The sequence below is a fragment of the Mesorhizobium metallidurans STM 2683 genome (genome assembly GCF_000350085.1).
Classification (GTDB): Bacteria; Pseudomonadota; Alphaproteobacteria; order Rhizobiales; family Rhizobiaceae; genus Mesorhizobium; species Mesorhizobium metallidurans.
Window position 1 is genome coordinate 12,428 of the sequence record NZ_CAUM01000007.1, and the last position, 22,654, is coordinate 35,081.

At 63.6% G+C, this 22,654-nt stretch carries 18 protein-coding genes; 11 read left to right on the forward strand and 7 right to left on the reverse strand.

What is annotated here, in order from left to right:
• The first annotated feature begins 164 nt into the window (after positions 1 to 164).
• Positions 165 to 2,117 carry a long-chain fatty acid--CoA ligase gene (locus tag MESS2_RS01930; protein WP_008872361.1) on the forward strand — a complete coding sequence of 651 codons (1,953 nt, stop codon included), beginning with the start codon at positions 165 to 167 and terminating at the stop codon, positions 2,115 to 2,117.
• An 8-nt stretch (positions 2,118 to 2,125) separates the two neighbouring features.
• The gene (locus MESS2_RS01935; RefSeq protein WP_008872362.1) at positions 2,126 to 2,899 is read left to right on the forward strand and encodes a class I SAM-dependent methyltransferase; all 774 of its coding nucleotides are present in this window, start codon (positions 2,126 to 2,128) and stop codon (positions 2,897 to 2,899) included.
• Positions 2,900 to 2,925: 26 nt separating this feature from the next.
• On the opposite strand, the gene MESS2_RS01940 is transcribed toward MESS2_RS01935, so the two are convergent.
• Complete coding sequence (locus MESS2_RS01940; protein ID WP_008872363.1) at positions 2,926 to 3,648, reverse strand: HAD family hydrolase; 723 nt, start codon at positions 3,646 to 3,648, stop codon at positions 2,926 to 2,928.
• A gap of 4 nt (positions 3,649 to 3,652) precedes the next feature.
• Positions 3,653 to 5,296, reverse strand: a complete 1,644-nt coding sequence (pgi, locus tag MESS2_RS01945; protein ID WP_008872364.1) for a glucose-6-phosphate isomerase — start codon at positions 5,294 to 5,296, stop codon at positions 3,653 to 3,655.
• 342 nt (positions 5,297 to 5,638) lie between these two features.
• Between pgi and pdxR the strand changes: the two genes are divergently transcribed.
• On the forward strand, positions 5,639 to 7,132 hold the full coding sequence (pdxR, locus tag MESS2_RS01950; protein WP_008872366.1) for a MocR-like pyridoxine biosynthesis transcription factor PdxR: 1,494 nt from the start codon (positions 5,639 to 5,641) through the stop codon (positions 7,130 to 7,132).
• Positions 7,133 to 7,327: 195 nt separating this feature from the next.
• Positions 7,328 to 8,917: a trimethylamine methyltransferase family protein gene (locus tag MESS2_RS01955; protein WP_008872367.1), complete on the forward strand. Its 1,590-nt coding sequence runs from the start codon at positions 7,328 to 7,330 to the stop codon at positions 8,915 to 8,917.
• Positions 8,918 to 8,934: 17 nt separating this feature from the next.
• Here MESS2_RS01955 and MESS2_RS01960 read toward each other — a convergent pair whose 3' ends face one another.
• From MESS2_RS01960 to MESS2_RS01970, 3 genes are all read right to left on the reverse strand, one after another.
• A complete protein-coding gene (locus MESS2_RS01960; protein ID WP_040591831.1) occupies positions 8,935 to 9,333 on the reverse strand; it encodes a hypothetical protein in 399 nt (132 codons plus the stop codon).
• A gap of 78 nt (positions 9,334 to 9,411) precedes the next feature.
• Positions 9,412 to 10,800, reverse strand: coding sequence for a chromate efflux transporter (gene chrA / locus MESS2_RS01965; RefSeq protein ID WP_008872369.1), 1,389 nt, complete (start codon positions 10,798 to 10,800; stop codon positions 9,412 to 9,414).
• On the reverse strand, positions 10,797 to 11,615 hold the full coding sequence (locus tag MESS2_RS01970) for a chromate resistance protein ChrB domain-containing protein (RefSeq protein ID WP_008872370.1): 819 nt from the start codon (positions 11,613 to 11,615) through the stop codon (positions 10,797 to 10,799). Before MESS2_RS01970 ends, chrA begins: the two co-directional genes overlap by 4 nt.
• 181 nt (positions 11,616 to 11,796) lie before the next feature.
• Between MESS2_RS01970 and MESS2_RS01975 the strand changes: the two genes are divergently transcribed.
• On the forward strand, positions 11,797 to 12,216 hold the full coding sequence (locus tag MESS2_RS01975) for a GFA family protein (protein WP_008872371.1): 420 nt from the start codon (positions 11,797 to 11,799) through the stop codon (positions 12,214 to 12,216).
• A 107-nt stretch (positions 12,217 to 12,323) separates the two neighbouring features.
• Here MESS2_RS01975 and MESS2_RS01980 read toward each other — a convergent pair whose 3' ends face one another.
• Positions 12,324 to 14,129 (reverse strand): IlvD/Edd family dehydratase, encoded by a 1,806-nt coding sequence (locus tag MESS2_RS01980; protein WP_008872372.1) that lies wholly within the window; start codon positions 14,127 to 14,129, stop codon positions 12,324 to 12,326.
• 149 nt (positions 14,130 to 14,278) lie between these two features.
• Between MESS2_RS01980 and MESS2_RS01985 the strand changes: the two genes are divergently transcribed.
• Positions 14,279 to 14,728, forward strand: a complete 450-nt coding sequence (locus MESS2_RS01985; RefSeq protein WP_008872373.1) for an SRPBCC family protein — start codon at positions 14,279 to 14,281, stop codon at positions 14,726 to 14,728.
• 17 nt (positions 14,729 to 14,745) lie between these two features.
• Here the strand turns inward: MESS2_RS01985 and MESS2_RS01990 are convergent, their stop codons facing one another.
• The gene (locus MESS2_RS01990; protein ID WP_008872374.1) at positions 14,746 to 15,930 is read right to left on the reverse strand and encodes an Mrp/NBP35 family ATP-binding protein; all 1,185 of its coding nucleotides are present in this window, start codon (positions 15,928 to 15,930) and stop codon (positions 14,746 to 14,748) included.
• A gap of 236 nt (positions 15,931 to 16,166) precedes the next feature.
• Here MESS2_RS01990 and MESS2_RS01995 point away from each other — a divergent pair, with 236 nt between their 5' ends.
• From MESS2_RS01995 to fdhF, 5 genes are all read left to right on the forward strand, one after another.
• A complete protein-coding gene (locus MESS2_RS01995) occupies positions 16,167 to 16,544 on the forward strand; it encodes a VOC family protein (protein ID WP_008872375.1) in 378 nt (125 codons plus the stop codon).
• Between the two features lie 118 nt (positions 16,545 to 16,662).
• Positions 16,663 to 17,562, forward strand: coding sequence for a LysR family transcriptional regulator (locus tag MESS2_RS02000; RefSeq protein ID WP_008872376.1), 900 nt, complete (start codon positions 16,663 to 16,665; stop codon positions 17,560 to 17,562).
• 135 nt (positions 17,563 to 17,697) lie between these two features.
• Positions 17,698 to 18,177 carry a formate dehydrogenase subunit gamma gene (locus MESS2_RS02005; protein ID WP_008872377.1) on the forward strand — a complete coding sequence of 160 codons (480 nt, stop codon included), beginning with the start codon at positions 17,698 to 17,700 and terminating at the stop codon, positions 18,175 to 18,177.
• Positions 18,174 to 19,730, forward strand: a complete 1,557-nt coding sequence (locus MESS2_RS02010; protein ID WP_008872378.1) for a formate dehydrogenase beta subunit — start codon at positions 18,174 to 18,176, stop codon at positions 19,728 to 19,730. Before MESS2_RS02005 ends, MESS2_RS02010 begins: the two co-directional genes overlap by 4 nt.
• A 10-nt stretch (positions 19,731 to 19,740) precedes the next feature.
• On the forward strand, positions 19,741 to 22,653 hold the full coding sequence (gene fdhF / locus MESS2_RS02015) for a formate dehydrogenase subunit alpha (RefSeq protein WP_008872379.1): 2,913 nt from the start codon (positions 19,741 to 19,743) through the stop codon (positions 22,651 to 22,653).
• Position 22,654 lies beyond the last annotated feature (1 nt).

The following is a 22,654-nucleotide window of genomic DNA, read 5'->3' on the forward strand; positions in this document are numbered from 1 at the left end:
CTTTCCTGCCTTGCCGCAGGGGCAAGACTTGCACGGCCGCCGATAGTCGCCATACATAGATGGCACATCGGATTTCTTGGGAATCCGCAATGCCGCTCTGTCATCCGGGAGGCGACGCGGCATGAAGCAAGTAGAGACAACAAGAAGAACGACGAGGGAGGCAGATGGCAAAATCCGCAAAGACGCCAACTCCGGCGAAGGCCAAAGCCGGAGCAAAACAGGTCGCAGGCGCGGACAAGCCAAAGGCGCCACCTGCCAAAGCCGTTGCCGCCACGAAGAAGACTGCCAAAACAGCCGCAAAGCCCGCCGCGAAAGGTGTGGCCAAGGCTGCGGCTGGAAAAACCGCGCCGGCGGCGGCGAAGCCCGTTACCACCAAACAAGCGGCAGCAACAAAACCGGCGCCGGTCAAGAGATTGCCGAAGGCGTTGACCGCGCTCGCCGCCGGACTGCCGGAAAAGCCATGGCTCAAAAACTATCCGAAAACCGTTCCAGCCGAGATCGGCCCGCTGCCCCATAAATCGATCGGCGACTTTCTTGTCGCCGCCTGCAAGCAGTTTGCCGGCCAGCCGGCCTTCATCTGCATGGGCAAGGCCATCACCTATGCCGAGCTCGAACGGCAATCGGCAGCCTTCGGCGCCTATCTGCAGTCGACGGGATTGCAGAAGGGCGCACGCGTGGCGCTGATGATGCCGAACGTACTGCAATATCCGGTGGCGATGATGGCGGTGCTGCGGGCGGGCTATGTCGTGGTCAACGTCAACCCCCTCTACACGCCACGCGAACTGGAGCATCAGCTCAAGGATTCCGGCGCGCAGGCTATCGTCATTCTCGAGAATTTCGCCAACACCTTGCAAGCGGTGATCGCCAGGACGGCGGTCAAGCATGTGGTGGTCGCTTCGATGGGCGACATGCTTGGCGGCCTGAAAGGGACGATCGTCAATTTTGTCGTACGCCGGGTGAAGAAGATGGTGCCGGCATGGTCGCTGCCCGGCCATGTCAAGTTCAATGCCGCATTAAAGGCTGGCGCCGGTACAAGCTTCAAGCCCGCCAAGGCCTCGGCCGACGACGTCGCCTTCCTGCAATATACAGGCGGCACCACCGGCATCTCGAAGGGCGCGACACTGCTGCACAGCAATGTGCTGGCCAATGTCGCGCAGAATGCGCTCTGGATCGAGGACGCCTACGCGATCAAGCCGAAACCGGCGCATCTCAACCTTGTCTGCGCACTGCCGCTGTATCACATCTTCGCGCTGACGGTGAACGCGCTGATGGGCATGCAAATGGGTGGCCAGAACATTCTCATCCCCAACCCGCGCGACATTCCCGGCTTCGTCAAGGAGCTGCAGAAATACCCGGTCCATATCTTTCCGGGCCTCAACACGCTGTTCAATGCGCTGCTCAACAATGAGGATTTCCGCAAGCTTGACTTCAAGCCGCTGATCCTGACGCTGGGCGGCGGCATGGCAGTGCAGAAAGGGGTTGCGGAGCGCTGGAAGGCGCTGACCGGCTGCCCGGTCACTGAGGGCTACGGACTTTCGGAGACCTCGCCGGTGGCCACCGCCAACAAATTCAGCGACGGCAATTTCACCGGCACAATCGGCCTGCCGCTGCCCTCGACCGAGATTGCCATCCGCGACGACGACGGCAACAATATGCCGCTCGGCGAAGTCGGCGAGATCTGCATTCGCGGACCGCAAGTGATGGCCGGTTACTGGAACCGGTCGGACGAGACCGCCAAGGTGATGACCAAGGACGGTTTCTTCAAATCGGGCGACATGGGCTTCATGAACGAGGGCGGCTACACCAAGATCGTCGACCGCAAGAAGGACATGATCCTGGTGTCCGGCTTCAACGTCTATCCGAACGAGCTTGAGGAGGTCGTGGCTATGCACCCCGGCGTGCTCGAAGTGGCCGCGATCGGCGTGCCGGACGAGCATTCAGGCGAAGCGCCGAAGCTGTTCGTGGTCAAGAAGGATCCAGCGCTTACCGCCGAAGCACTGACCGCCTATTGCCGCGAGAACCTGACCGGCTACAAGCGGCCCAAATATATCGAGTTCCGCACCGAACTGCCGAAGACGCCGGTGGGCAAGATTTTGCGGCGGGCGTTGCGGGGATAGGCGCGATTTTGAACGATTGCCTTGCCGGTGGTGAAGCGGTCGACCCGCGTGCCGGCCCTGACCCGGTCGCGTTCATCAGGGCGAACATGCGCCTGATGCAGGTGCCGTCGCTTCCCGAAATCCGGCTTTACACGGCCCATCCGGGAAGCGGTCTCAGACGACTCACCGATCCGGAAGGGCTTACTAATCCGGAAGGAATCACCGGTTCGGAAGGACAGGGGTTCGAGCCGGGGCGCGAGCCGGACGAAGAAACCGAAGCTGACGAGAACGAGCCGCAGCCACCTTACTGGGCCTATGCCTGGGCCGGCGGCGCGGTGCTCGCCCGCTACATTATCGATCGGCCGCAGACGATGGCGGGTCGCCGCGTGCTCGACCTCGGCGCCGGTTCGGGCCTCGTCGGCATCGCTGCGGCAAAGGCCGGTGCCAGCGAGGTGATCGCAGCCGAGATCGATCGCAACGGCGTTGCTGCGCTCGGTCTCAATGCAGCGGCGAACGGTGTCGCGATGACGGTGATGACGCGGGACATAACCGGCGGGTCGCCGCCGGCAGTCGATGTCGTGACCGTCGGCGATGTCTTTTATGGACAAGACGTCGCCGACCGCGTCATCCCTTTCCTCGAGCGCTGCCTTGACACCGGGATCGAGGTGCTTGTCGGTGACCCGGGCCGCGCCTACCTGCCGCGATCACGGCTGCGCCTGCTTGCCGAATACAAGGTGCCGGATTTCGGCCAGACGAAAGGCAGCGCTCTGACACCAAGCGGCGTCTTTCGTTTCGAAGGCTGATAAGGCGCAGGCATCTGCTGGCGAGATCAAATCGTTTCCTTGACCCGCGCCGAAAGAAAATCGGGCAGATCGGCCACCGAATCCAGAATGACGTCGGCGATCAGCGACAGCGATTCGCGCGTGCCGGTGCCGGAGAGCACGCCGATCGCCAGCCCGCAGCCGCCGGCCCGCGCCATCTCCAGATCGTGACGGTTGTCGCCGATCATGGCGATCTCCGCCGGCCTCAGGCCGGTGAGGTCGCAAAAGGCAAGGATCGCATCCGGCGCCGGTTTCGGATTGGCCACCGCGTCATAGCCATAGGCGGCGTCGAAAAGCTGTGCGACGCCCAGCGTAACCAGCGTCTTTTCCGCACCGCTGGTCGAATCGTTGGTGGCGACGCCGAGCCTGTAGGCTTTCTTGTGAAGGGCGCGAAGCGTCTCGACAATGCCGGGCAGCGCTACGGCCAATGCCGAACCCTTCATCGAGGTAATCTCGTTGAAATGCGCGACGGCGCTCATCTGGTCTTCGTCGGACAGCCGTGGAAACCACAATTCGACGACGTCGAGGTTTGAGCCGGACGCGAAGATAGAGTCGGGCTTGAAGCGCTTGGCGGCGAAATCGAAACCCGCCGCGGCGAGCAGCCTGTCGGCCTTCCAGCGATCGCCCTCGGCCGCTTCCATCGCCATGTAGTCGGCGATGCCCAGCCACGTTGCGTTGAAGTCGACAAGCGTACCATCCTTGTCGAACAAAATTCCCTTGATGTCGCCCAAGCTTTTACTCCGATACACGCAAATGGTGGATATGCCCCACAAGGCCAGCCGTCGAAGCGTCCCGCTTTGCGGCACTCTCCTTGCCCTCCACGACAGGCAGCAGTCCGGTCGCCAGTTCCTTGCCGAGCTCGACGCCCCACTGGTCGAAGGAATTGATGTTGAACAGCGTGCCTTCGACGAAGACGCGGTGCTCATAAAGCGCGATCAGCCGCCCGAATGTGTGCGGATCAAGCTTCTTGTAGAGGATCGTCACCGACGGACGGTTGCCGGAGAAGACGCGATGCGGAGCGATCCTGTCGACATCGGCAGGCTTCATGCCCTTGGCCAGCATCTGCGTGCGCGCTTCCTCAAGCGTGCGGCCCTTCATGAAGGCTTCAGACTGCGCCAGGCAGTTGGCGAGCAACAGATCGTGCTGATGCTTGAGATCGGGCTCATGGCCGATCGCCGCGGCGAGGAATTCGACGGGAATGAAATCGGTGCCCTGGTGCAGCAACTGGAAGAAGGCATGCTGGCCGTTGGTGCCGGGCTCGCCCCATACCAGCGGGCCGGTCGGCGTCGTCACCGCGCCACCGTCGAGGGTGACGCTCTTGCCGTTCGATTCCATGTCGAGTTGCTGCAGATAGGCCGGCAGCCTGGACAGCCGCTGGTCGTAGGGGATGACCGCGCGGGCGGGATATTTGCAGATCACCCGGTGCCACCAGCCGATCAGCCCCAGCAGCGCCGGCAGGTTCTTGCCCAGCGGCGCGGTGCGAAAATGTTCGTCCATCTCATGCGCGCCATCGAGGAAAGCGCGAAAATTCCTCGGACCGACGGCGATCATGACCGGCAGGCCGATGGCCCCCCAGACCGAATAGCGGCCGCCGACCCAGTCCCAGAAACCGAAGACGCGGTCGACCTCGATACCGAACTTGGCCACCAGATCGAGAGCGGTCGAGACGGCGGCGAAGTGCTTGCCGACGGCTTTCTTGCCGAGCGCCTTCTCTATCCATTTGCGCGCCGTCTCGGCATTGGTCATCGTTTCGACCGTGGTGAAGGTCTTCGAAGCTATGATGAACAAGGTGGTTTCGGCGGACAGGCCCTTCAGCGTGTCGTGGATGTGGGCGCCGTCGATGTTGGACACGTAGTGGGCGCGCGGCCCGTCGTGATAGGGCGCCAGCGCCAGCGTCGCCATGGCCGGGCCAAGGTCGGAGCCGCCGATGCCGATATTGACGATGTCGGTGATCTTCTTGCCGGTGGCGCCGGCCGCCTTGCCTGAACGCACGGCGTTGGCGAAGGCGCCCATGGCGTCGAGCACGGCGAGGACCTCGGTCTTCACGTCCTGCCCGTCGAGCACCACGCCCTTGCCGCTGAGGTTGCGCAGCGCCGTGTGCAGCACGGCACGGCCTTCGGTGATGTTGATCTTCTTGCCCTCGAACATCGCGGCGCGCCGGCCCTCGAGGTCCGCCGCTCCCGCCAGTTTCTCCAGCAGGTTCATGGTGCGCGCATCGACCGCGCATTTCGACCAGTCGAGCAGCAGGTCGCCGTCGGTGGCGGAGAATGTCTGGAAGCGCTTGGGATCGGCGGCGAAAGCCTCGCGCATGCTGCCGGACGCGCTCGCGCGGTGATCGCGCAACGCGGCGAGCTGTTCTTGAAAGGACGATTGATCCACTGCCAAACTCCGAGCCTTAACATGTCATCACTAATGACCGGATGTTTCCGGCGCATGTCGTCGCGCCACTGTATCGAGCCGAATTCCATTGATTTCAATGCGCGGGGATGACGCACTGCATCACGCAGCGATGACGCTTGCGCCACTCCGGGATGACGCAGTGCAGCATAAAGCGCGATGACGCGAGGCGTCACGCGGGGATGACGCGTTGCGTTACCCTGGAAGGATCACTGGCATAAATCCCAGCGATCAGAAAAATTGATTGGCGCAACACCTTGTGCCACCGTTACATTCGACTGGTCCAGCCAAGCAAAAAAGCTGGCCATCGAGGAAACATCTTCAATGCCACAGCGAAACGATACGGCCATATGGTCTGGCCTGTTCCGGATTTCGGCGGAATCCGGCCAGACCTTGCAGGCACAGATCCGTCAGGCGATCGTCGCCGCCATCCTGGACCGGCAGATTGCCGCCTCGATGCCGCTGCCGTCCTGCCGGATCCTGGCCGAGAAGCTCGGCGTCGCCCGCGGCACCGTGGTGCTGGCTTTCCAGCAGCTGGTCGACCAGGGGTTTCTGGTGGCGCGCGAACGGCGCGGCCATTTCGTCAATCCCGACGTGCTGGCTACCCCTGCCAAGCCGCACCAGAAGGCGCCCGACCAGGCCAATGAGATCGACTGGAAGGCGCGCCGGCAGATCGCTGCCAGCGACATGCCGCCGCCGGCCAAGCACGACAACTGGATCAAGTCGTCCTACCCCTTCGTCTACGGCCAGTTCGACCCGGCGCTGTTCCCGACCGCCGAATGGCGCGAATGCAACCGCATGGCGCTCGCCGTGCTCGAAATCCGCAACTGGGCCTCCGACATGGTCGACCGCGACGATCCGCTGCTGATCGAGCAGATCCAGGCGCGGCTGCTGCCACGGCGCGGCATCTTCGCCAATCCGGACGAGATCATCGTGACGCTCGGCGCCCAGAACGCGCTCTATATGCTGGCGACCCTGCTGATGACCAAGGGCTCCAAGGTGGCGATGGAAGACCCGGGCTACCCCGACGCGCGCTCGATCTTCCGGCTGGCCGGCGCCGATATCCAACCGGTTCCGGTCGACCAGTCCGGCATCGTAACCACTTCTATCTCCAATGATTCCGGCTTCGTCTTCGTGACGCCCAGCCATCATTGCCCGACCATGGTGCCGCTGTCGGCGGAGCGCCGGCAGGACCTGCTTGCGCGCGCCAACCGCTACAACCAGATCATCATCGAGGACGGCTATGACAGCCAGCTCCTGGACGAGGCGCCGCAGCAGGCGCTGAAGAGCCTCGACCGGTCCGGCCGCGTCGTCTATGTCGGCTCGATGTCGAAGACGCTGGCTCCGGGCCTGAGGCTCGGCTACATCGTCGCCTCGGCCGGGCTGATCACAGAGCTTCGCGCGCTGCGCCGTTTCATGCTGCGGCATCCGCCGGCCAACAACCAGCGTGCGGTCGCGCTGTTCCTGTCGCTTGGCCATCACGAGGCGCTGGTGCGACGGCTGTCCTCCGCCTTCGACGAGCGGCGCAAGCGTCTGGTCCATGCGATTTCCGCTTTCCTGCCGGAGTGGCGTTCGACCGACTCGGCCGGCGGCACATCGCTCTGGCTCGAGGGGCCACGCGGCACCGATTCGCGTGACCTGGCCGAGGCCGCCGCCTCGCGCAGCGTCATCATCGAGCCCGGCGACCGTTTCTTCGACCGCACCGAAAAGCCTTCACGTTTCATGCGCTTGGGCATTTCCTCGATCGCGCTGCAGCACATCGAGCCCGGCATCCGCGAACTGGCGACGGCGGCGGGCCGCAGGCCAGCGGCGGCCTGATCCCTTCTCCTGAGCGGAGAACCGGCTCCGGTCCTTTGGAGAGGTCCTTTAGCACTCTGGCATATGCGACCAGGTCGGCTGGCCCATAGGCTGTGCCAATGCCGGCGGCATAGTCGAGGGATAAAGGGGACGAAGCAGGCCGATGGTGGACCAACCGCCGCCTCCCGCTTCGCAAGCTAAAGGTGGAGTGCCTCGATGTCAGTGGCTCTTGAGAAGCCGGATTCGCCCGCAGACCAGCGTTCGCGGCGATCAGGCGGGCGCGAAGCGCGCCGCGCCATGCGAGCGGCACCCCTTGCCGACGACATCAAACCGGTAAGGGCCGGCCTCGAAGGCGGCAGCTACGGACCGCTCAGTGAAAACGACCGCGAGCGCATCCACGAGGCTGTACTGACGCTGCTCGAGACGGTCGGCTTCGCCAACGCCATCCCCTCCTGCATCGAGGCGCTGACCAAGGCCGGCGCCACCCATGGCGACGACGGCCGCATCCGCTTCCCCCGCGCGCTCGTCCTCGACACCATCAGACGAGCGGCACGGCATTTCACCCTGCACGGCCAGGATCCGAAGCACGATATGTTGATCAAGGGCAAGCGCGTGCATTACGGCACGGCAGGGGCGGCCGTGCACCTTGTCGATGTCGAGAAGCGCGAATACCGCGAGTCACTGCTGCAGGACATTTATGACGCCGCGCGTATCGTCGAAGGGCTCGACAACATCCATTTCTTCCAGCGGCCGATGGTGCCGCGCGACATCCCCGATCCGCTCGATATGGATTTCAACACGCTCTACGCCTGCGTGATGGGAACTTCGAAACATGTCGGCACCTCGTTCACGGTGCGCGAGAACGTCAAGCCGGCGCTCGACATGCTTTATGCGATCGCCGGCGGCGAGGAGAATTTCCGAGCGCGGCCGTTCGTCTCGAATTCGAATTGCTTCGTCGTGCCGCCGATGAAATTCGCCGAGGACGCCTGCGGCGTGCTCGAAGCCTGTGTCGAAGGCGGCATTCCGATTCTTTTGCTCTCCGCCGGCCAGGCCGGTGCGACAGCGCCGGCGGCTATTGCCGGTGCGGTGGTGCAGGCGGTGGCCGAAGTGCTGGTCGGCCTCGTCTATGTCAACGCCATCAAGCCGGGACATCCGGCGATCTTCGGCACCTGGCCGTTCGTCTCGGATCTCAGGACCGGCGCCATGTCCGGCGGTTCGGCCGAGCAGGCGGTGCTGACCGCGGCCTGCGCGCAGATGGCGCAATTCTACGACCTGCCCGGCGGTTCGGCCGCCGGCATGACGGATTCGAAACTGCCCGATATCCAGTCCGGCTACGAAAAGGGCATCACCGACGTGATGGCCGGTCTTGCCGGCCTCAACCTCGTCTATGAATCGGCTGGCATGCATGCCTCGCTGCTCGGCTTCTGCCTGGAAAGCCTGATCATCGACAATGACATGCTCGGCCATTGCCTGCGCTGCGTGCGCGGCATCGAGGTGACCGACGAAGCGCTGTCGATCGACACGATCGCCGAGGTTTGCCTGAATGGACCGGGTCACTATCTCGGCAATGAGCAGACGCTGAGGCTGATGCAGACCGAATATTTCTATCCAGCCGTCGGCGATCGCTTTTCGCCGAAGGAATGGAACGAGAAAGGCAGGCCCGACATCCTGCAGCGGGCGATCATCGAGAAGAAGCGCATCCTCGCCGAGCGCTTTCCCCGCCATGTGCCGAAGACGATCGACGACAAACTGCGCGCCCGCTTCGGCGAGATGATCAAGCTGCCGCGCGGCAATATGGGCGGGTGAGCTACCTCCCGAGACAGTCAGTCCACGCTCAGCCCGTAGCGCTCGACGACCTCGGCGCTGATCAGCTTGGCATGCAGCGTCATCAGCACGATTTGCGCATCGAAGCTGTCGCCGGTCTCAAGTGCGGCCTCGATCCGGCGCTCCGCGTCCAGCATGTTTTCACGGCCATTGGACCGTTCGAACGCTTCCGGTCCGGCAATACAATAGCCGAAGAGCCGCGCCACCGATGGATAGGCCTGCGGTGGTGGCTCGTCGGACCAGTGGTCCTTCATCAGATTGACGATGGTGAGTTTTACGCCCTCCGGCACAAGGGCGGGATGGAGGTCGACGCCGCGTAATGCGGCATCGAGTTGCCTGAGGTCGCCCGAGCGGCCGAACATTCCGAGGAAACCTGGAGAAGAGCGCCGTCGGGCCATCATGTTCCTATCCGTTTCCAGTCATATGGCACCGCGATCGCTCTTGTACACGCGCAGGCTGGGCGCGGCGAAGCGCCTCTATCCGCTTGCGGCCAGCAACAAGACACCGGCGAGGACCGATCCCGCCAGCGTCGGCAGCATGCCGATCTTCAGCTTCAGGATGGCGATCATGGCGGCGCATGACAGCAGCGCCGCGCGCCAGTCGATTGATGAGAGTACAGGAACGTTCATTCCACCCATGCTGCGCACCTCACCGAAGATGACGTGCAAGGCGAACCACAGAGCGAGATTCATGATGACGCCGACGACGGCGGCGGTGATCGCACCGAGCGCCGCCGACAACGCCTTGTTGCCGCGCAGCGCTTCGATGTAGGGCGCGCCGAGGAATATCCAGAGGAAGCACGGGGCGAACGTGACCCACAGCGTGAGCAAAGCCCCGAGCGACCCGGCAAGCAGCGGGCTCAACAAACCGGGTTGGCGGAACGCGGCAAGAAAACCGACAAACTGCAGGACCAGAATGAGCGGACCGGGCGTGGTTTCGGCCAGCCCAAGGCCATCGACCATCTCACCGGGCGCGAGCCAGCCGAAGGAGCCGACCGCTGCCTGCGCAACATAGGCAAGGACCGCGTAGGCGCCGCCGAAGGTAACGACCGCCATGATGCTGAAGAACCTGCCGATCTCACTCCAAACGCTGGCGGATCCGGTGAGCGCCCAGATCAGAAGCACAGGCCCGAGCCAGATCGGCAGCCAGATCGCCAAAGTGCGCGGCGCATGCCATCTCGTCGGCCTGGTATGGGTCAGTTCACCGCGCTCGAACATCAGGTCGACCGCGCCCTTGATGTCGGGAGCATCGCCCTTGCCGTGCGCCGAACCGGAGAAAAGGCCCGGCGCAACGTGATTGCCGATCCAGCCTGTCAGGCCCACAAAAAGGACGATGAGCGGAAACGGCACATTCAACGCATAGATGGCGATGAAGGCGGCGAGGGCGATAGACACCATTGCCCGGTTCTTCAGGGCACGCCGTCCGATCCGGATGACCGCCTCGATCACGATGGCGAGCACGGCCGCCTTCACCCCGAAAAACAGCGCCTCCACAAGCGGCGCGTCGCCATACAGCGCATAGAGGGTGCTCAGGGCGAGCATCACAACCGCGCCCGGCACGACGAACAGGATGCCGGCGACCAGGCCGCCGAGCGTCCGGTGCAGCAGCCAGCCGATATAGACGGCAAGCTGCTGGGCTTCCGGACCGGGCAGCAGCATGCAGTAATTCAATGCATGCAGGAAACGCTGTTCGCCGATCCAGCGCCGCTCTTCGACCAATTCCCTGTGCATGAGCGCGATCTGCCCGGCCGGCCCGCCGAAGGAGAGCAGGCCGATTTTCGCCCAGACCTTCACGGCCTCGCTGAACGTCGGCACCGCCGGCGCCGAGGCGGTCTCGCCCGTTTTGTCCGTAACTAGGGCGCTCATGATGGTTTGCCCGCGCTTGGCCAGTTGTGCGTTTCCTCGGCGGCGTCACGGCACCAGCGGAAAAACGCATCATAAAGCAGCATGCCTGCCTGCAACTGTTCCAGATCGTCGCGAAACATCCGCGACAGGCCAAGCGAAGCGGCCAGGAATCCGGCCGCCTGGGGAACCAGATCGAGGCTTGCCGTATCGGCCGCGCGTACAATCATGGCGAGGCGGTCGAGCGGCTCGGATTCGAGCCCGAACTCCTCGATCATCGTGTCGAAGGTGCAGCGTTCGCCCCGGTGCGACCAGAACACATTGTCGATGTCGAAAGGCACGGCCTGAAAGCGATCCGCGGCGGCCGTCACTTCGGCCGCCTCGACAAAGAGAAAAACCGCGCTCGGATCGATGAAACGCCGGATCAGCCAGGGACAGGCGATGCGATCGACCTTCGGGCGAGCCCGCGTCACCCACACGGTGCGGCCTTTATCGTCGCGCGGCGGCATCTTGTCGGTGCGGACCAGGAGCCCCTTGGCATCGCGCCAGGCCTCGAATCCGCCTTCGAGGGATTCGGCGGCAATGCCCTCATGCCGCAGCCAAGCGGCCACGCCTTGCGAGAGCTTTTGGCCTTTCTGGCAGACGACCGCCACTCGGCTGCCGGCGAAGTCGGCCGCCCAGGCCGGGACAGTTTTGAAATCACGCCGGCTTGAGGCCGGCAACAGGCGCGGATCGGCATTGTAATCATCATCGACGCGAACATCGACGATTGCGGGCGCACCCGGCAGACCAATCAAACGGGACAATTGCGATACGGTGATAGCGGTTGTTGACGGCATGGCGTCCACCTCCTGAAAGAGAGAAGTTTGGACGCGAACGTTGGGCTGACGCCTCACGGGGTCGTCGCGATGCACCCCTTGCCATGATCGTGGATTTGTCGCGCGCGCTTGTCAAGCGTCATGCCTGGAGCAAGGATGCTCCGGCGGGCTGAGGCATAGCACTATCCTGCGAGGCAAGACGATGAAAAAGACCTATCACGGCAGCTGCCACTGCGGCGCGGTGCGTTTCGAGGCTGATATCGACCTCACTGACGGCATCCGCAAATGCAATTGCAGCTTCTGCTGGAAGCTTGGCTACCGGAAGTCGTTCGCGGCCTATGAAGCCGTACGCGTGACGGATGGCCGGGACAGGATGCGGGAATACAAGGCCAGCCCGTCCAACTGGCCGGAAGGCGACATCAACCATTATATGTGCCCGAATTGCGGTGCGAATTTCCTCTCGCGCGGCTATCTCGATTTCATGGGCGGCAATTTCTGGGCAGTGAACGTCGCCTGTCTCGACGACGCCACCGAAGAGGATCTCGCCGCGGCACCGATCATCTATGAGGATGGCAAGCGCGACCGGCAGATGGAAGCGCCTGCGATCACCAGCTATTTGTAGGCACTGCTTGGACGCGGCACCCCATGGACCAAAAAGCCACCCCAAAAGCTGCACCCATGAGCTAATGGTTGCGCTTCTCCCACAAGGGGAGAAGGAAAAAGCGGCCCTCAGTGATTGTCCCTCGGCACGCCGCTGGTGTGCGCCACATCCTGGTATTTCACCGCCGGCTTCAGCACCATGCCCGCCGAGAACTGATCGACCATGCCGCGCTGAATCTCCTGCCAGGGTGTTTGGTGCTTGGGGTAATGATAGCCGCCATTGTTCTGCAGCTCGGCACGGCGCCGCGTGATCTCGTCATCGGTGACGAGGATGTCGGCGGTGCCCTTGCGCAGGTCGATGCGGACGCGGTCGCCGGTCTTGAGCAGCGCCAGCCCGCCGCCTATTGCCGCTTCGGGCGAAGCGTTGAGGATCGACGGCGAGCCCGATGTGCCCGACTGGCGGCCGTCGCCGATGCAGGCCAGCGCGTGGATGCCCTTCTTGATGAGATAGGCCGGCGGCTGCATGTTGACGACCTCGGCGCCGCCGGGATAGCCGATCGGGCCGGCGCCGCGCATGAACAGGATGGTGTGCTCGTCGATGCCTTGCGCCGGATCGTCGATGCGGGCGTGGTAGTCCTCCGGCCCGTCGAAGACCATGGCGTTGCCCTCGAAGGCCTCTGGGTCCTTCGGATTGGACAGATAGCGCTCGCGGAATTCGGGCGAGATGCCGCTGGTCTTCATGATCGCCGAGTCGAACAGATTACCCCTGAGATTGATAAAGCCGGCATTGGCTTTCAACGGCTCCGCGACGGTGCGGATGACATCGGGATTCTCGTTGACGACGTCTCTGCAGTTGTCGCCCATGGTCTTGCCGTTGACAGTGACAGCATCGGGATGCGGAAGCAGCCCGGCCTTCATGAGTTCGGCGACCACCGCCGGCACGCCGCCGGCATGATGATAGTCCTCGCCGAGATATTCGCCCGATGGCTGCAGGTTGACGATAAGCGGGATACTGAGGCCGACCTTCTGCCAGTCGTCATTGTCGAGCGGCACGCCGAGATGACGGGCAATCGCATTGAGGTGGATCGGTGCGTTGGTCGAGCCGCCGATGGCCGAATTGACGACGATGGCGTTCTCGAAGGCCTTGCGGGTCATGATGTCGGACGGTTTCAGATCCTCGTGGACCATGTCGACGATGCGCTTGCCCGTCTCATAGGCGATCTGTCCACGCTCCCGGTAGGGTGCCGGAATGGCGGCCGAGCCAGGCAACTGCATGCCGAGCGCTTCGGCCAGCGAATTCATCGTGGTGGCGGTGCCCATGGTGTTGCAATAGCCGGTGGACGGCGCCGAGGAGGCGACGATGTCCATGAACTCGTCATAGTCGATCTCGCCGGCCGACAGGCGCTGGCGCGATTCCCAGACGATGGTGCCGGAACCCGTACGCTTGCCCTTGTGCCAGCCGTTCAGCATCGGGCCGACCGAAAGTGCGATGGCCGGAATGTTGACAGTAGCGGCGGCCATCAGCAGCGCCGGCGTGGTCTTGTCGCAGCCGATGGTGAGCACGACGCCGTCGAGCGGATAGCCGTAGAGCACCTCGACCAGGCTGAGATAGGCAAGGTTGCGGTCGAGTGCGGCGGTCGGGCGCTTGCCGGTCTCCTGGATCGGATGGCACGGGAATTCGAAGGGGATGCCGCCCATCGACACGATGCCCTCGCGCACGCGCTTGGCCAGTTCGATATGATGGCGATTGCAGGGCGACAGATCAGAGCCGGTCTGGGCGATGCCGATCAGGGGCTTGCCCGACATCAGTTCGGCGCGCGTCAGCCCGTAGTTCAAATAGCGCTCGAGATAAAGCGCCGTCATGCCGGGGTTATCGGGGTTGTCGAACCACTCCTGCGAGCGAAATTTCTTCTTTCTGGTGGGGGCGCCTGCCATCATGGTCTCCATATTTGTAGGACAAATCGATATGGCAACGCGCGAGCGCAGGCAAGGGGCTCGCGCAATCCTGACCCGCACTTTGGTGCGATAGACACAACAGCGCCCCCGCGCTAGGGCTTCGGGCCAATCTTTCCGGGAGGTTCTTGATGGCTTTGGCGATAGAAGGCGAGGAACGCATCGCCGCACCCTTGCAAAAAGTGTGGGAAGCGCTGAACGATCCGGACATTCTGAGGCAAACCATTCCCGGCTGCCAGAGCCTCGAGAAGAAGTCGGACACCGAGATGGCGGCGACGGTGGTGCTGAAGATCGGCCCGATCAAGGCGACATTCAACGGCGAGGTGACACTAAAAAACCTCAAGCCGCCGCATTCCTACACGATCCAGGGCGAGGGCAAGGGCGGCATTGCCGGCTTCGCCAAGGGCGGCGCCGACGTGACGCTGACATCAGATGGACCGGAGACGACGGTGCTCAAATACGCGGCCAAGGCCGATGTCGGCGGCAAGATCGCGCAACTCGGCAGCCGGCTGATCGAATCGACCTCGAAGAAACTGGCGGGACAGTTTTTCTCGAGCTTCGGCGAGAAGGTGGGCGGCTGAGCCCTCCTCCTTGAGGGTTATTCGAACACGATGCTCGGCACCGCCGCCTCGGCCGCGCCCCGTTCCTCATTGACCCTGTTCCAGACCTTGGATGCAATATCGCGGTAGATCTTGGCCTCAGCGCCCTCCGGCTTCGAGACAACCACCGGCCTACCTTCATCCGAGCTCTCGCGGATACCCATTTCGAGCGGCACTTCGCCGAGGAAGGTGACGCCGAGACGCTCGGCCTCGCGGCGGGCGCCGCCATGGCCGAAGATGTCGTAGCGCTTGCCGGTATCGGGGGCGAGGAAGTAGCTCATGTTCTCGACGATGCCCAACAGCGGCACGTCGACCTTTTTGAACATGTTGAGGCCTTTGCGGGCGTCGATCAGCGCCAGATCCTGCGGCGTCGAGACGATGACGGCGCCGGCCAGCGGCACCTGCTGGGCCATGGTGAGCTGGGCGTCGCCGGTGCCGGGCGGCATGTCGACGACGAGCACGTCGAGCAGGCCCCACTCGACCTCGCGCAGCATCTGCGTCAGCGCCGACATCACCATCGGCCCGCGCCAGATCATCGGCGTCTCCTCATCGACGAGGAAACCCATCGACATCACCTTCAGGCCGTAATTCTGCATGGGTTTCAGGATTTTGCCGTCGACAGTCTGCGGCCGGCCGTGGATATTCAGCAGCCGCGGCATCGACGGGCCATAGATGTCGGCGTCAAGCACGCCGACCTTCAAGCCGTTGGCGGCAAGGCCAAGCGCGAGATTGACGGCGGTGGTCGACTTGCCGACGCCGCCTTTGCCGGAGGCCACCGCGATGATCGCCTCGATGCCGGGCACGCCGCGCTTGCCGTGGCTTTGCGAGGCGGGCGCCTGAGGCGCCGGCCGGGCGGGTGCGGCTGGTGGCGCGGGCCTGGGTGCGGGCCGTTGCGGAACAGGGGCCTCCATGCCGCCACCCTTCCTTTCCGCCGTCAGCGCGACCACGGCGCCGGTGACACCGGGAATCGCTTTCACCACACGTTCAGCGGCGGCGCGCAGCGGCTCCATTTCCTGGGCGCGGGCAGCAGGGACGGTAATGGAGAAAAAGACCTTGGCGTCGGCGATAAAAATCTCGGAAACCATGCCAAGATCGACGATGTTGCCGGTGAAGTCCGGCCCGTTGACCGTCTTCAGGCGCTCGGTGACGATTTCCTTGGTGACGTTTTCCTGGAGGGCGGGCATCAGCTTTTTCCTCTGCTTTTGTGCATGAGATAATGCAGTTCCCGGGCAGAACCAAGCGGCGGAACGGCACGCATGGTGGCATGCGCCCAAAAACCTGCGCTGGCTTGTAGGGTTTTGTGGAAGCCGAACGTCCTTGGGAGAGACGCCGATCGTGCAAGCGGTGGTCGCCCGAAGACGAAGCGGCCCTATCTCTTGTATGGCTTGCGGACGCGCGCCAGCAAGGAAAGGAGACTGTCATGCTCGCAAACAGCAATGCAACAGCCAACCTCGCGGTGAAGGACCTGGCCAAGGCCAAGGCCTTCTATGAAGGCACGCTGGGTTTGACGGAGGTTCACAATGAGGGTGGCGAACTGATCGTCTACAAAAGCGGCGATACCAGCATCAATGTGTACCACTCGGAATTCGCCGGCACGAACAAGGCGACGGCGGTGACCTGGATGGTCGGCGACGAGATCGGCAATGTCGTCAAGGCGCTGAAATCGAAGGGTATTGTTTTCGAGCACTACGAGATGCCAGGCCTGACGATGGAAGGCGATATCCACGTCGGCTACGGCATGAAGGTCGCATGGTTCAAGGATCCGGACGGCAATATACTGAACCTCGTGGACAGGTAGTTCGGCGCACCAACGGGTTCTCCTGGAACGGGCAACTCGCTCTAACCATTTGTTTTGGCGCATTTATGCGGACGCCAAATGTTTCCCATTTGGCTGCAAAATGCTCTAGCTTGCGGTCATGATCGACAAGCTGGAATTCTTCATCGCGTTGGCCAGGGAGGAGCATTTCGGCCGGGCGGCCGAGCTGTGCGGCGTCACCCAGCCGACGCTTTCGGCCGGGATCAAGCAGCTTGAGGGCCAACTCGGCGTTATGCTGGTGCTGCGCGGCTCGCGCTTCCAGGGGTTGACGCCGGAGGGCAAGCAGGTGCTGGTCTGGGCGCGCCGCATCGTCGGTGACAGCCGGACCATGCGCGAGGAGATGCGGGCGGCGCGCCACGGTCTTTCCGGCCGCATCCGCATCGCCGCCATCCCGACCGCACTTGTCATGGTGGCGCGGCTGACGACGCCGTTTCGCGAAAAGCATCCCGGCGTCACCTTCTCGGTGCTGTCGCGGACCTCGATCGAGGTGCTGTCGCTGCTCGGCAATTTCGACATCGACGCCGGCATCACCTATCTCGACAACGAGCCGCTGGGCCGGGTGACCAGCGTGCCGCTCTATGACGAGCGCTATCAACTGATCACCGCCGTCGGGAACCCCTATTCCGACCGCGACAAAGTGACATGGGCAGAGATCAGCCAGCTGCCGCTCTGCCTTTTGACGCCGGACATGCAGAACCGCCGCATCATCGACCAGCATCTGGCCGAAGCCGGCGTTCAGGTGCGGCCGACACTGGAATCCAATTCGATGATCGTGCTGTTTTCGCATATCCGCACCGGCAAATGGTCGTCGATCATGCCGCTCAACCTTGCGGAAACATTCGGTTTTTCCGAGCCGATCCGGGCCATTCCAATCGTCGAGCCGGATGCCAGCCACACCGTCGGGCTGGTGGCGACGCCGCGCGAGCCGCACACACCGCTGGTCTCGGCGCTGCTGGACGAGGCGATGACGCTGGCGGACGATTTCCGCGCCCAGCACTAGGCTAGACACTGCGTGCCGGGGTGGCTTGATAGAAGATTTCTATCAAGCGACGAAACAGCTTTATTGATTCCGCGGGTTTCTTCTGATTTTGTAAAGACTTAGCGATAAATCGCTATCGACCAGGGAGGGCGCTGCATGACGATGCAGCTAGCAAGTACCGAGATCGCGTCGCGCACGGCGGCGATCATCCAAGAGCTGAAGGGCCTCGAAGGCCCGTTGTTGCCGATCCTCCACGGCATCCAGGAAGAATTCGGCCATGTGCCGCAGGCAGCACTGCCTGTCATCGCCGAGGCGCTCAACATCTCCAGGGCCGAGGTGCACGGCGTCGTCAGCTTCTACCATGATTTCCGCGCCCGTCCGGCCGGCCGGCATGTGCTCAAGCTCTGCCAGGCGGAAGCCTGCCAGTCGATGGGTTCGGACGCCGTCGCCGCCAAGCTCAAGCAGCTGCTCGGCATCGGTTTTCACGAGACCACCCGCGACGGCTCGGTGACACTCGAGCCGGTTTATTGCCTCGGACTTTGCGCCTGTTCGCCGTCGGCGATGCTGGACGGCGAGGTGATCGGGCGGCTCGATGACGGGAAGATCGAAGAGATCGTCGCGGAGGTGCGCTCATGATCCCGCGCATCTACATTCCCGGCGATTCCGGCGCGCTGGCGCTCGGCGCGGAAAAGGTCGCCAAGGCGATCGCGAAGGAACTCGCCGAACGCGGCATCGAGGCCAAGATCGTACGCAACGGCTCGCGCGGCGCCTACTCCCTTGAGCCGATGGTGGAAGTGGCGACCGCCAATGGCCGCGTCGCTTATGGCCCGGTGAAACCCACCGATGTGAAAAGCCTGTTCGATTGCGGCTTCCTCACCGGCGGCCACCACAAGCGCTGGCTGGGCGCGCCCGACAAGATCCCGTTCCTGGCCAAGCAGACCCGGCTGACCTTCGCGCGCTGCGGCATCAACGATCCGCTGTCGCTCGATGCCTACAAATCGCTCGGCGGGCTGAAGGGCCTGCAGAATGCCGTGGCCATGACGCCGGCCGAGATCGTCAAGCAGGTGACGGACTCAGGCCTGCGCGGCCGCGGTGGCGCCGGCTTCCCGACCGGCATCAAGTGGAAGACGGTGCTCGATACGGCGGGCGACCGCAAATACATCGTCTGCAATGCCGATGAGGGCGACAGCGCCACCTTCGCGGACCGCATGATCATGGAGGGCGATCCCTTCGTGTTGATCGAAGGCATGGCGATCGCCGGCATCGCCACCGGCGCCACCAAGGGCTTTGTCTATATCCGCTCGGAATATCCGCACGCGGTGGCGACGATGAACAGGGCTGTCGAGGTCGCCCGCAAGGCCGGCGTGCTCGGCGTCAATGTGCTGGGCTCGCCCAACGCCTTCGACATGGAAATCCGCGTCGGCGCCGGCGCCTATGTCTGCGGTGAGGAAACCTCGCTCTTGAACAGCCTGGAAGGCAAGCGCGGCGTGGTGCGCGCCAAGCCGCCGCTGCCGGCGATCCAGGGGTTGTTCGGCAAGCCGACGGTGATCAACAACGTCATCTCGCTGGCCTCGGTGCCCATCATCATGGACAAGGGTGCGGCCTTCTACAAGGATTACGGCATGGGCCGCTCGCGCGGCACCATCCCGATCCAGATTGCCGGCAACGTCAAGCATGGTGGCCTGTTCGAGGCGGCGTTCGGCATGACGCTGGGCGAGATCGTTGACGATATCGGCGGCGGCACCGCGACCGGGCGACCGGTCAAGGCTGTGCAGGTCGGCGGGCCGCTCGGCGCCTATTTTCCGCGCGCGCTGTTCGACACGCCGTTCGACTACGAGGCCTTCGCCGCCAAGGACGGCCTGATCGGCCATGCCGGCATCACCGTGTTCGACGACACCGCCGACATGCTGAAGCAGGCGCGTTTCGCCATGGAGTTCTGCGCCATCGAGAGCTGCGGCAAGTGCACGCCCTGCCGCATCGGCTCGACCCGCGGCGTCGAGACCATCGACAGGCTTGCTGCAGGGATCGAACCGGAGAAGAACCTCGCTCTGATCGCCGACCTCTGCAACACGATGAAGTTCGGATCGCTGTGCGCGCTGGGCGGTTTCACGCCCTACCCGGTGATGAGCTCGATCACGCATTTCCCCGAGGATTTCAAGCCGGCGCCGGCGCGCGTGGCTGCTGAATAGGAGCTGGCAGATGAACATCAAGGCCGACTTCCCATCGCTGATCGAGGAGATCGACTACGGAACCCCGCAATCCAATGCGGAGAAGCAGGTCACGCTGACCGTCGACGGCCGCAGCGTCACCGTGCCGGAAGGCACGTCGATCATGCGGGCAGCGATGGAGGGCGGGGTCGAAATCCCGAAGCTCTGCGCCACCGACATGCTGGACTCGTTCGGTTCGTGCCGTGTCTGCCTGGTCGAGATCGAAGGGCGCGGTGGCACGCCGGCGTCCTGCACGACGCCGGTTGGCGAAGGCATGGTGGTCAACACGCAGTCCGAGCGGCTCGACGCCATTCGCCGCGGCGTTATGGAACTCTACGTCTCCGACCATCCGACCGGATGGAACGAGAAGGCCGGAACCGGCGCCAGCGAGTTCGACACGGTGGCGAAGTCTGTCGGCCTCAGCGAGAACCGCTACGGTGTCGAAGGCCGCAACCACGTCAAGCAGGAAAATGGCGTGGCGCCCGGCCATGGCTCGCTTGCGGTCGATTATATCGCCCGCGATGAATCCAATCCCTATTTCACCTATGATCCGGCGCAATGCATCGTCTGCTCGCGTTGCGTGCGGGCCTGCGAGGAGGTTCAGGGCACCTTCGCGCTGACCATCGAGGGCCGCGGCTTCGAATCGCGCATGGTCGCCGGCATGCACGAGGATTTCATCGCCTCCGAATGCGTGTCCTGCGGCGCCTGCGTGCAGGCCTGCCCGACCGATGCGCTGCGCGAGAAAACGGTGCTTGCCAAGGGCCTGCCGGAGCGTTCGGCCGTCACCACCTGCGCCTATTGCGGCGTCGGCTGCTCGTTCAAGGCCGAAGTGAAGGACGACGAGGTGATCCGCATGCTGCCCTACAAGGAGGGCAAGGCCAACCATGGCCATTCCTGCGTGAAGGGCCGTTTCGCTTACGGCTACGCCACCCACAAGGACCGCATCCTGTCGCCGATGATCCGCGAAAAGATCAGCGATCCCTGGCGGGAGGTAAGCTGGGAAGAGGCTATCGCCCATACGGCCAAGGAATTCCGCCGCATCCAGTATCAGTACGGACGCACGGCGATCGGCGGCATCACCTCCTCGCGCTGCACGAACGAGGAGACCTATCTCGTCCAGAAGCTGGTGCGGCAGGGCTTCCGCAACAACAATGTCGACACCTGCGCGCGCGTCTGCCATTCGCCGACCGGCTATGGGCTCGGCCAGACCTACGGCACCTCGGCCGGCACGCAGGATTTCGACTCCGTCGAGTTCACCGACGTCGCCGTCGTCATCGGCGCCAATCCGGTTTCGGCCCATCCGGTGTTCGCCTCGCGGCTGAAGAAGCGGCTGCGCCAGGGCGCCAGGCTGATCGTGCTCGACCCGCGCCGCACCGAGATGGTCAAGTCGGCGCATGTCGAAGCGGACTATCACCTGCCGCTGAAGCCCGGCACCAATGTGTCGGTGCTGACGGCGCTGGCGCATGTTATCGTCACCGAAGGTCTCTTCAACGAAGCCTTCATCCGCGAACGCTGCGACTGGGCGGAGTTCCAGGACTGGGCCTCTTTCGTCGCCTTGCCGGAAAACAGTCCTGAGACCGTCGGCAAGCTGTCCGGCGTCGATCCCGAGCTGATCCGCGGCGCGGCGCGTCTTTACGCCACCGGCGGCAATGGCGCGATCTATTACGGCCTCGGCGTCACCGAACACAGCCAGGGTTCGACCACGGTGATGGCGATCGCCAACCTCGCCATGGCCACCGGCAATATCGGCCGGCCAGGCGTCGGCGTGAACCCGCTACGCGGCCAGAACAACGTGCAGGGCTCATGCGACATGGGCTCCTTCCCGCATGAACTGCCGGGCTATCGCCACATCTCCGGCGAAGCCGTGCGCGACATCTATGAGAGCCTGTGGGGCGTGAAGCTGGACGACGAGCCCGGCCTGCGCATCCCCAACATGCTGGACGCCGCCGTCGACGGTACCTTCAAGGGCATCTACATCCAGGGCGAGGACATTCTGCAGTCCGACCCCGATACCAAGCATGTCGCGGGCGGTCTTGCGGCGATGGAATGCGTCGTCGTGCACGATCTCTTCCTCAACGAGACCGCGAACTACGCGCATGTGTTCCTGCCGGGCTCGACCTTCCTCGAGAAGGACGGCACCTTCACCAATGCCGAGCGCCGCATCAACATGGTGCGCAAGGTTCTGGAGCCGAAGGCGCGCTACGCCGACTGGGAGGCAACGCAGGAGCTTGCCCGCGCGATCGGGCTGGACTGGAACTACCAGCATCCTTCCGAGATCATGGACGAGATCGCCAAGACGACGCCGAGCTTCGCCAACGTCTCCTTCGAGCTGCTCGACCGTGTCGGATCGGTGCAATGGCCCTGCAATGAAAAGGCGCCGCTCGGCACCCCGATCATGCATGTCGACGGTTTCGTGCGCGGCAAGGGCAAGTTCATCCGCACCGAATATGTGGCGACGGATGAAAGGACCGGACCGCGCTATCCACTGCTGCTCACCACCGGCCGGATTCTGTCGCAGTACAATGTCGGCGCGCAGACGAGGCGCACCGAGAATGTGATGTGGCACGCCGAGGACCGGCTGGAGATCCATCCGCACGACGCCGAGAACCGCGGCATCCGTGAAGGCGACTGGGTGCGGCTGGCGAGCCGTTCCGGTGAGACGACGCTGCGCGCGCTGATCACCGACCGGGTGTCACCGGGCGTCGTCTATACGACGTTCCATCACCCCGACACGCAGGCGAACGTGATCACCACCGACTTCTCGGACTGGGCCACCAACTGCCCGGAATACAAGGTCACCGCCGTGCAGGTGACGCCGTCCAACGGTCCGACCGACTGGCAGCGGGACTATAACGAGCAGGCCCGCCAGAGCCGGCGCATCGCCCCGCTGGAAGCGGCGGAGTAGT

What these genes read in the sequence shown, in the direction of transcription:
- MESS2_RS01930 (WP_008872361.1), top strand. Translation starts at nt 165, where the DNA reads ATGGCAAAATCCGCAAAGACGCCAACTCCGGCGAAGGCCAAAGCCGGA.
- pdxR (WP_008872366.1), top strand. Translation starts at nt 5,639, where the DNA reads ATGCCACAGCGAAACGATACGGCCATATGGTCTGGCCTGTTCCGGATT.
- MESS2_RS01955 (WP_008872367.1), top strand. Translation starts at nt 7,328, where the DNA reads ATGTCAGTGGCTCTTGAGAAGCCGGATTCGCCCGCAGACCAGCGTTCG.
- MESS2_RS01960 (WP_040591831.1), bottom strand. Translation starts at nt 9,333, where the DNA reads ATGGCCCGACGGCGCTCTTCTCCAGGTTTCCTCGGAATGTTCGGCCGC.
- chrA (WP_008872369.1), bottom strand. Translation starts at nt 10,800, where the DNA reads ATGAGCGCCCTAGTTACGGACAAAACGGGCGAGACCGCCTCGGCGCCG.
- MESS2_RS01970 (WP_008872370.1), bottom strand. Translation starts at nt 11,615, where the DNA reads ATGCCGTCAACAACCGCTATCACCGTATCGCAATTGTCCCGTTTGATT.
- MESS2_RS01975 (WP_008872371.1), top strand. Translation starts at nt 11,797, where the DNA reads ATGAAAAAGACCTATCACGGCAGCTGCCACTGCGGCGCGGTGCGTTTC.
- MESS2_RS01980 (WP_008872372.1), bottom strand. Translation starts at nt 14,129, where the DNA reads ATGGCAGGCGCCCCCACCAGAAAGAAGAAATTTCGCTCGCAGGAGTGG.
- MESS2_RS01985 (WP_008872373.1), top strand. Translation starts at nt 14,279, where the DNA reads ATGGCTTTGGCGATAGAAGGCGAGGAACGCATCGCCGCACCCTTGCAA.
- MESS2_RS01990 (WP_008872374.1), bottom strand. Translation starts at nt 15,930, where the DNA reads ATGCCCGCCCTCCAGGAAAACGTCACCAAGGAAATCGTCACCGAGCGC.
- MESS2_RS01995 (WP_008872375.1), top strand. Translation starts at nt 16,167, where the DNA reads ATGCTCGCAAACAGCAATGCAACAGCCAACCTCGCGGTGAAGGACCTG.
- MESS2_RS02000 (WP_008872376.1), top strand. Translation starts at nt 16,663, where the DNA reads ATGATCGACAAGCTGGAATTCTTCATCGCGTTGGCCAGGGAGGAGCAT.
- MESS2_RS02005 (WP_008872377.1), top strand. Translation starts at nt 17,698, where the DNA reads ATGACGATGCAGCTAGCAAGTACCGAGATCGCGTCGCGCACGGCGGCG.
- MESS2_RS02010 (WP_008872378.1), top strand. Translation starts at nt 18,174, where the DNA reads ATGATCCCGCGCATCTACATTCCCGGCGATTCCGGCGCGCTGGCGCTC.
- fdhF (WP_008872379.1), top strand. Translation starts at nt 19,741, where the DNA reads ATGAACATCAAGGCCGACTTCCCATCGCTGATCGAGGAGATCGACTAC.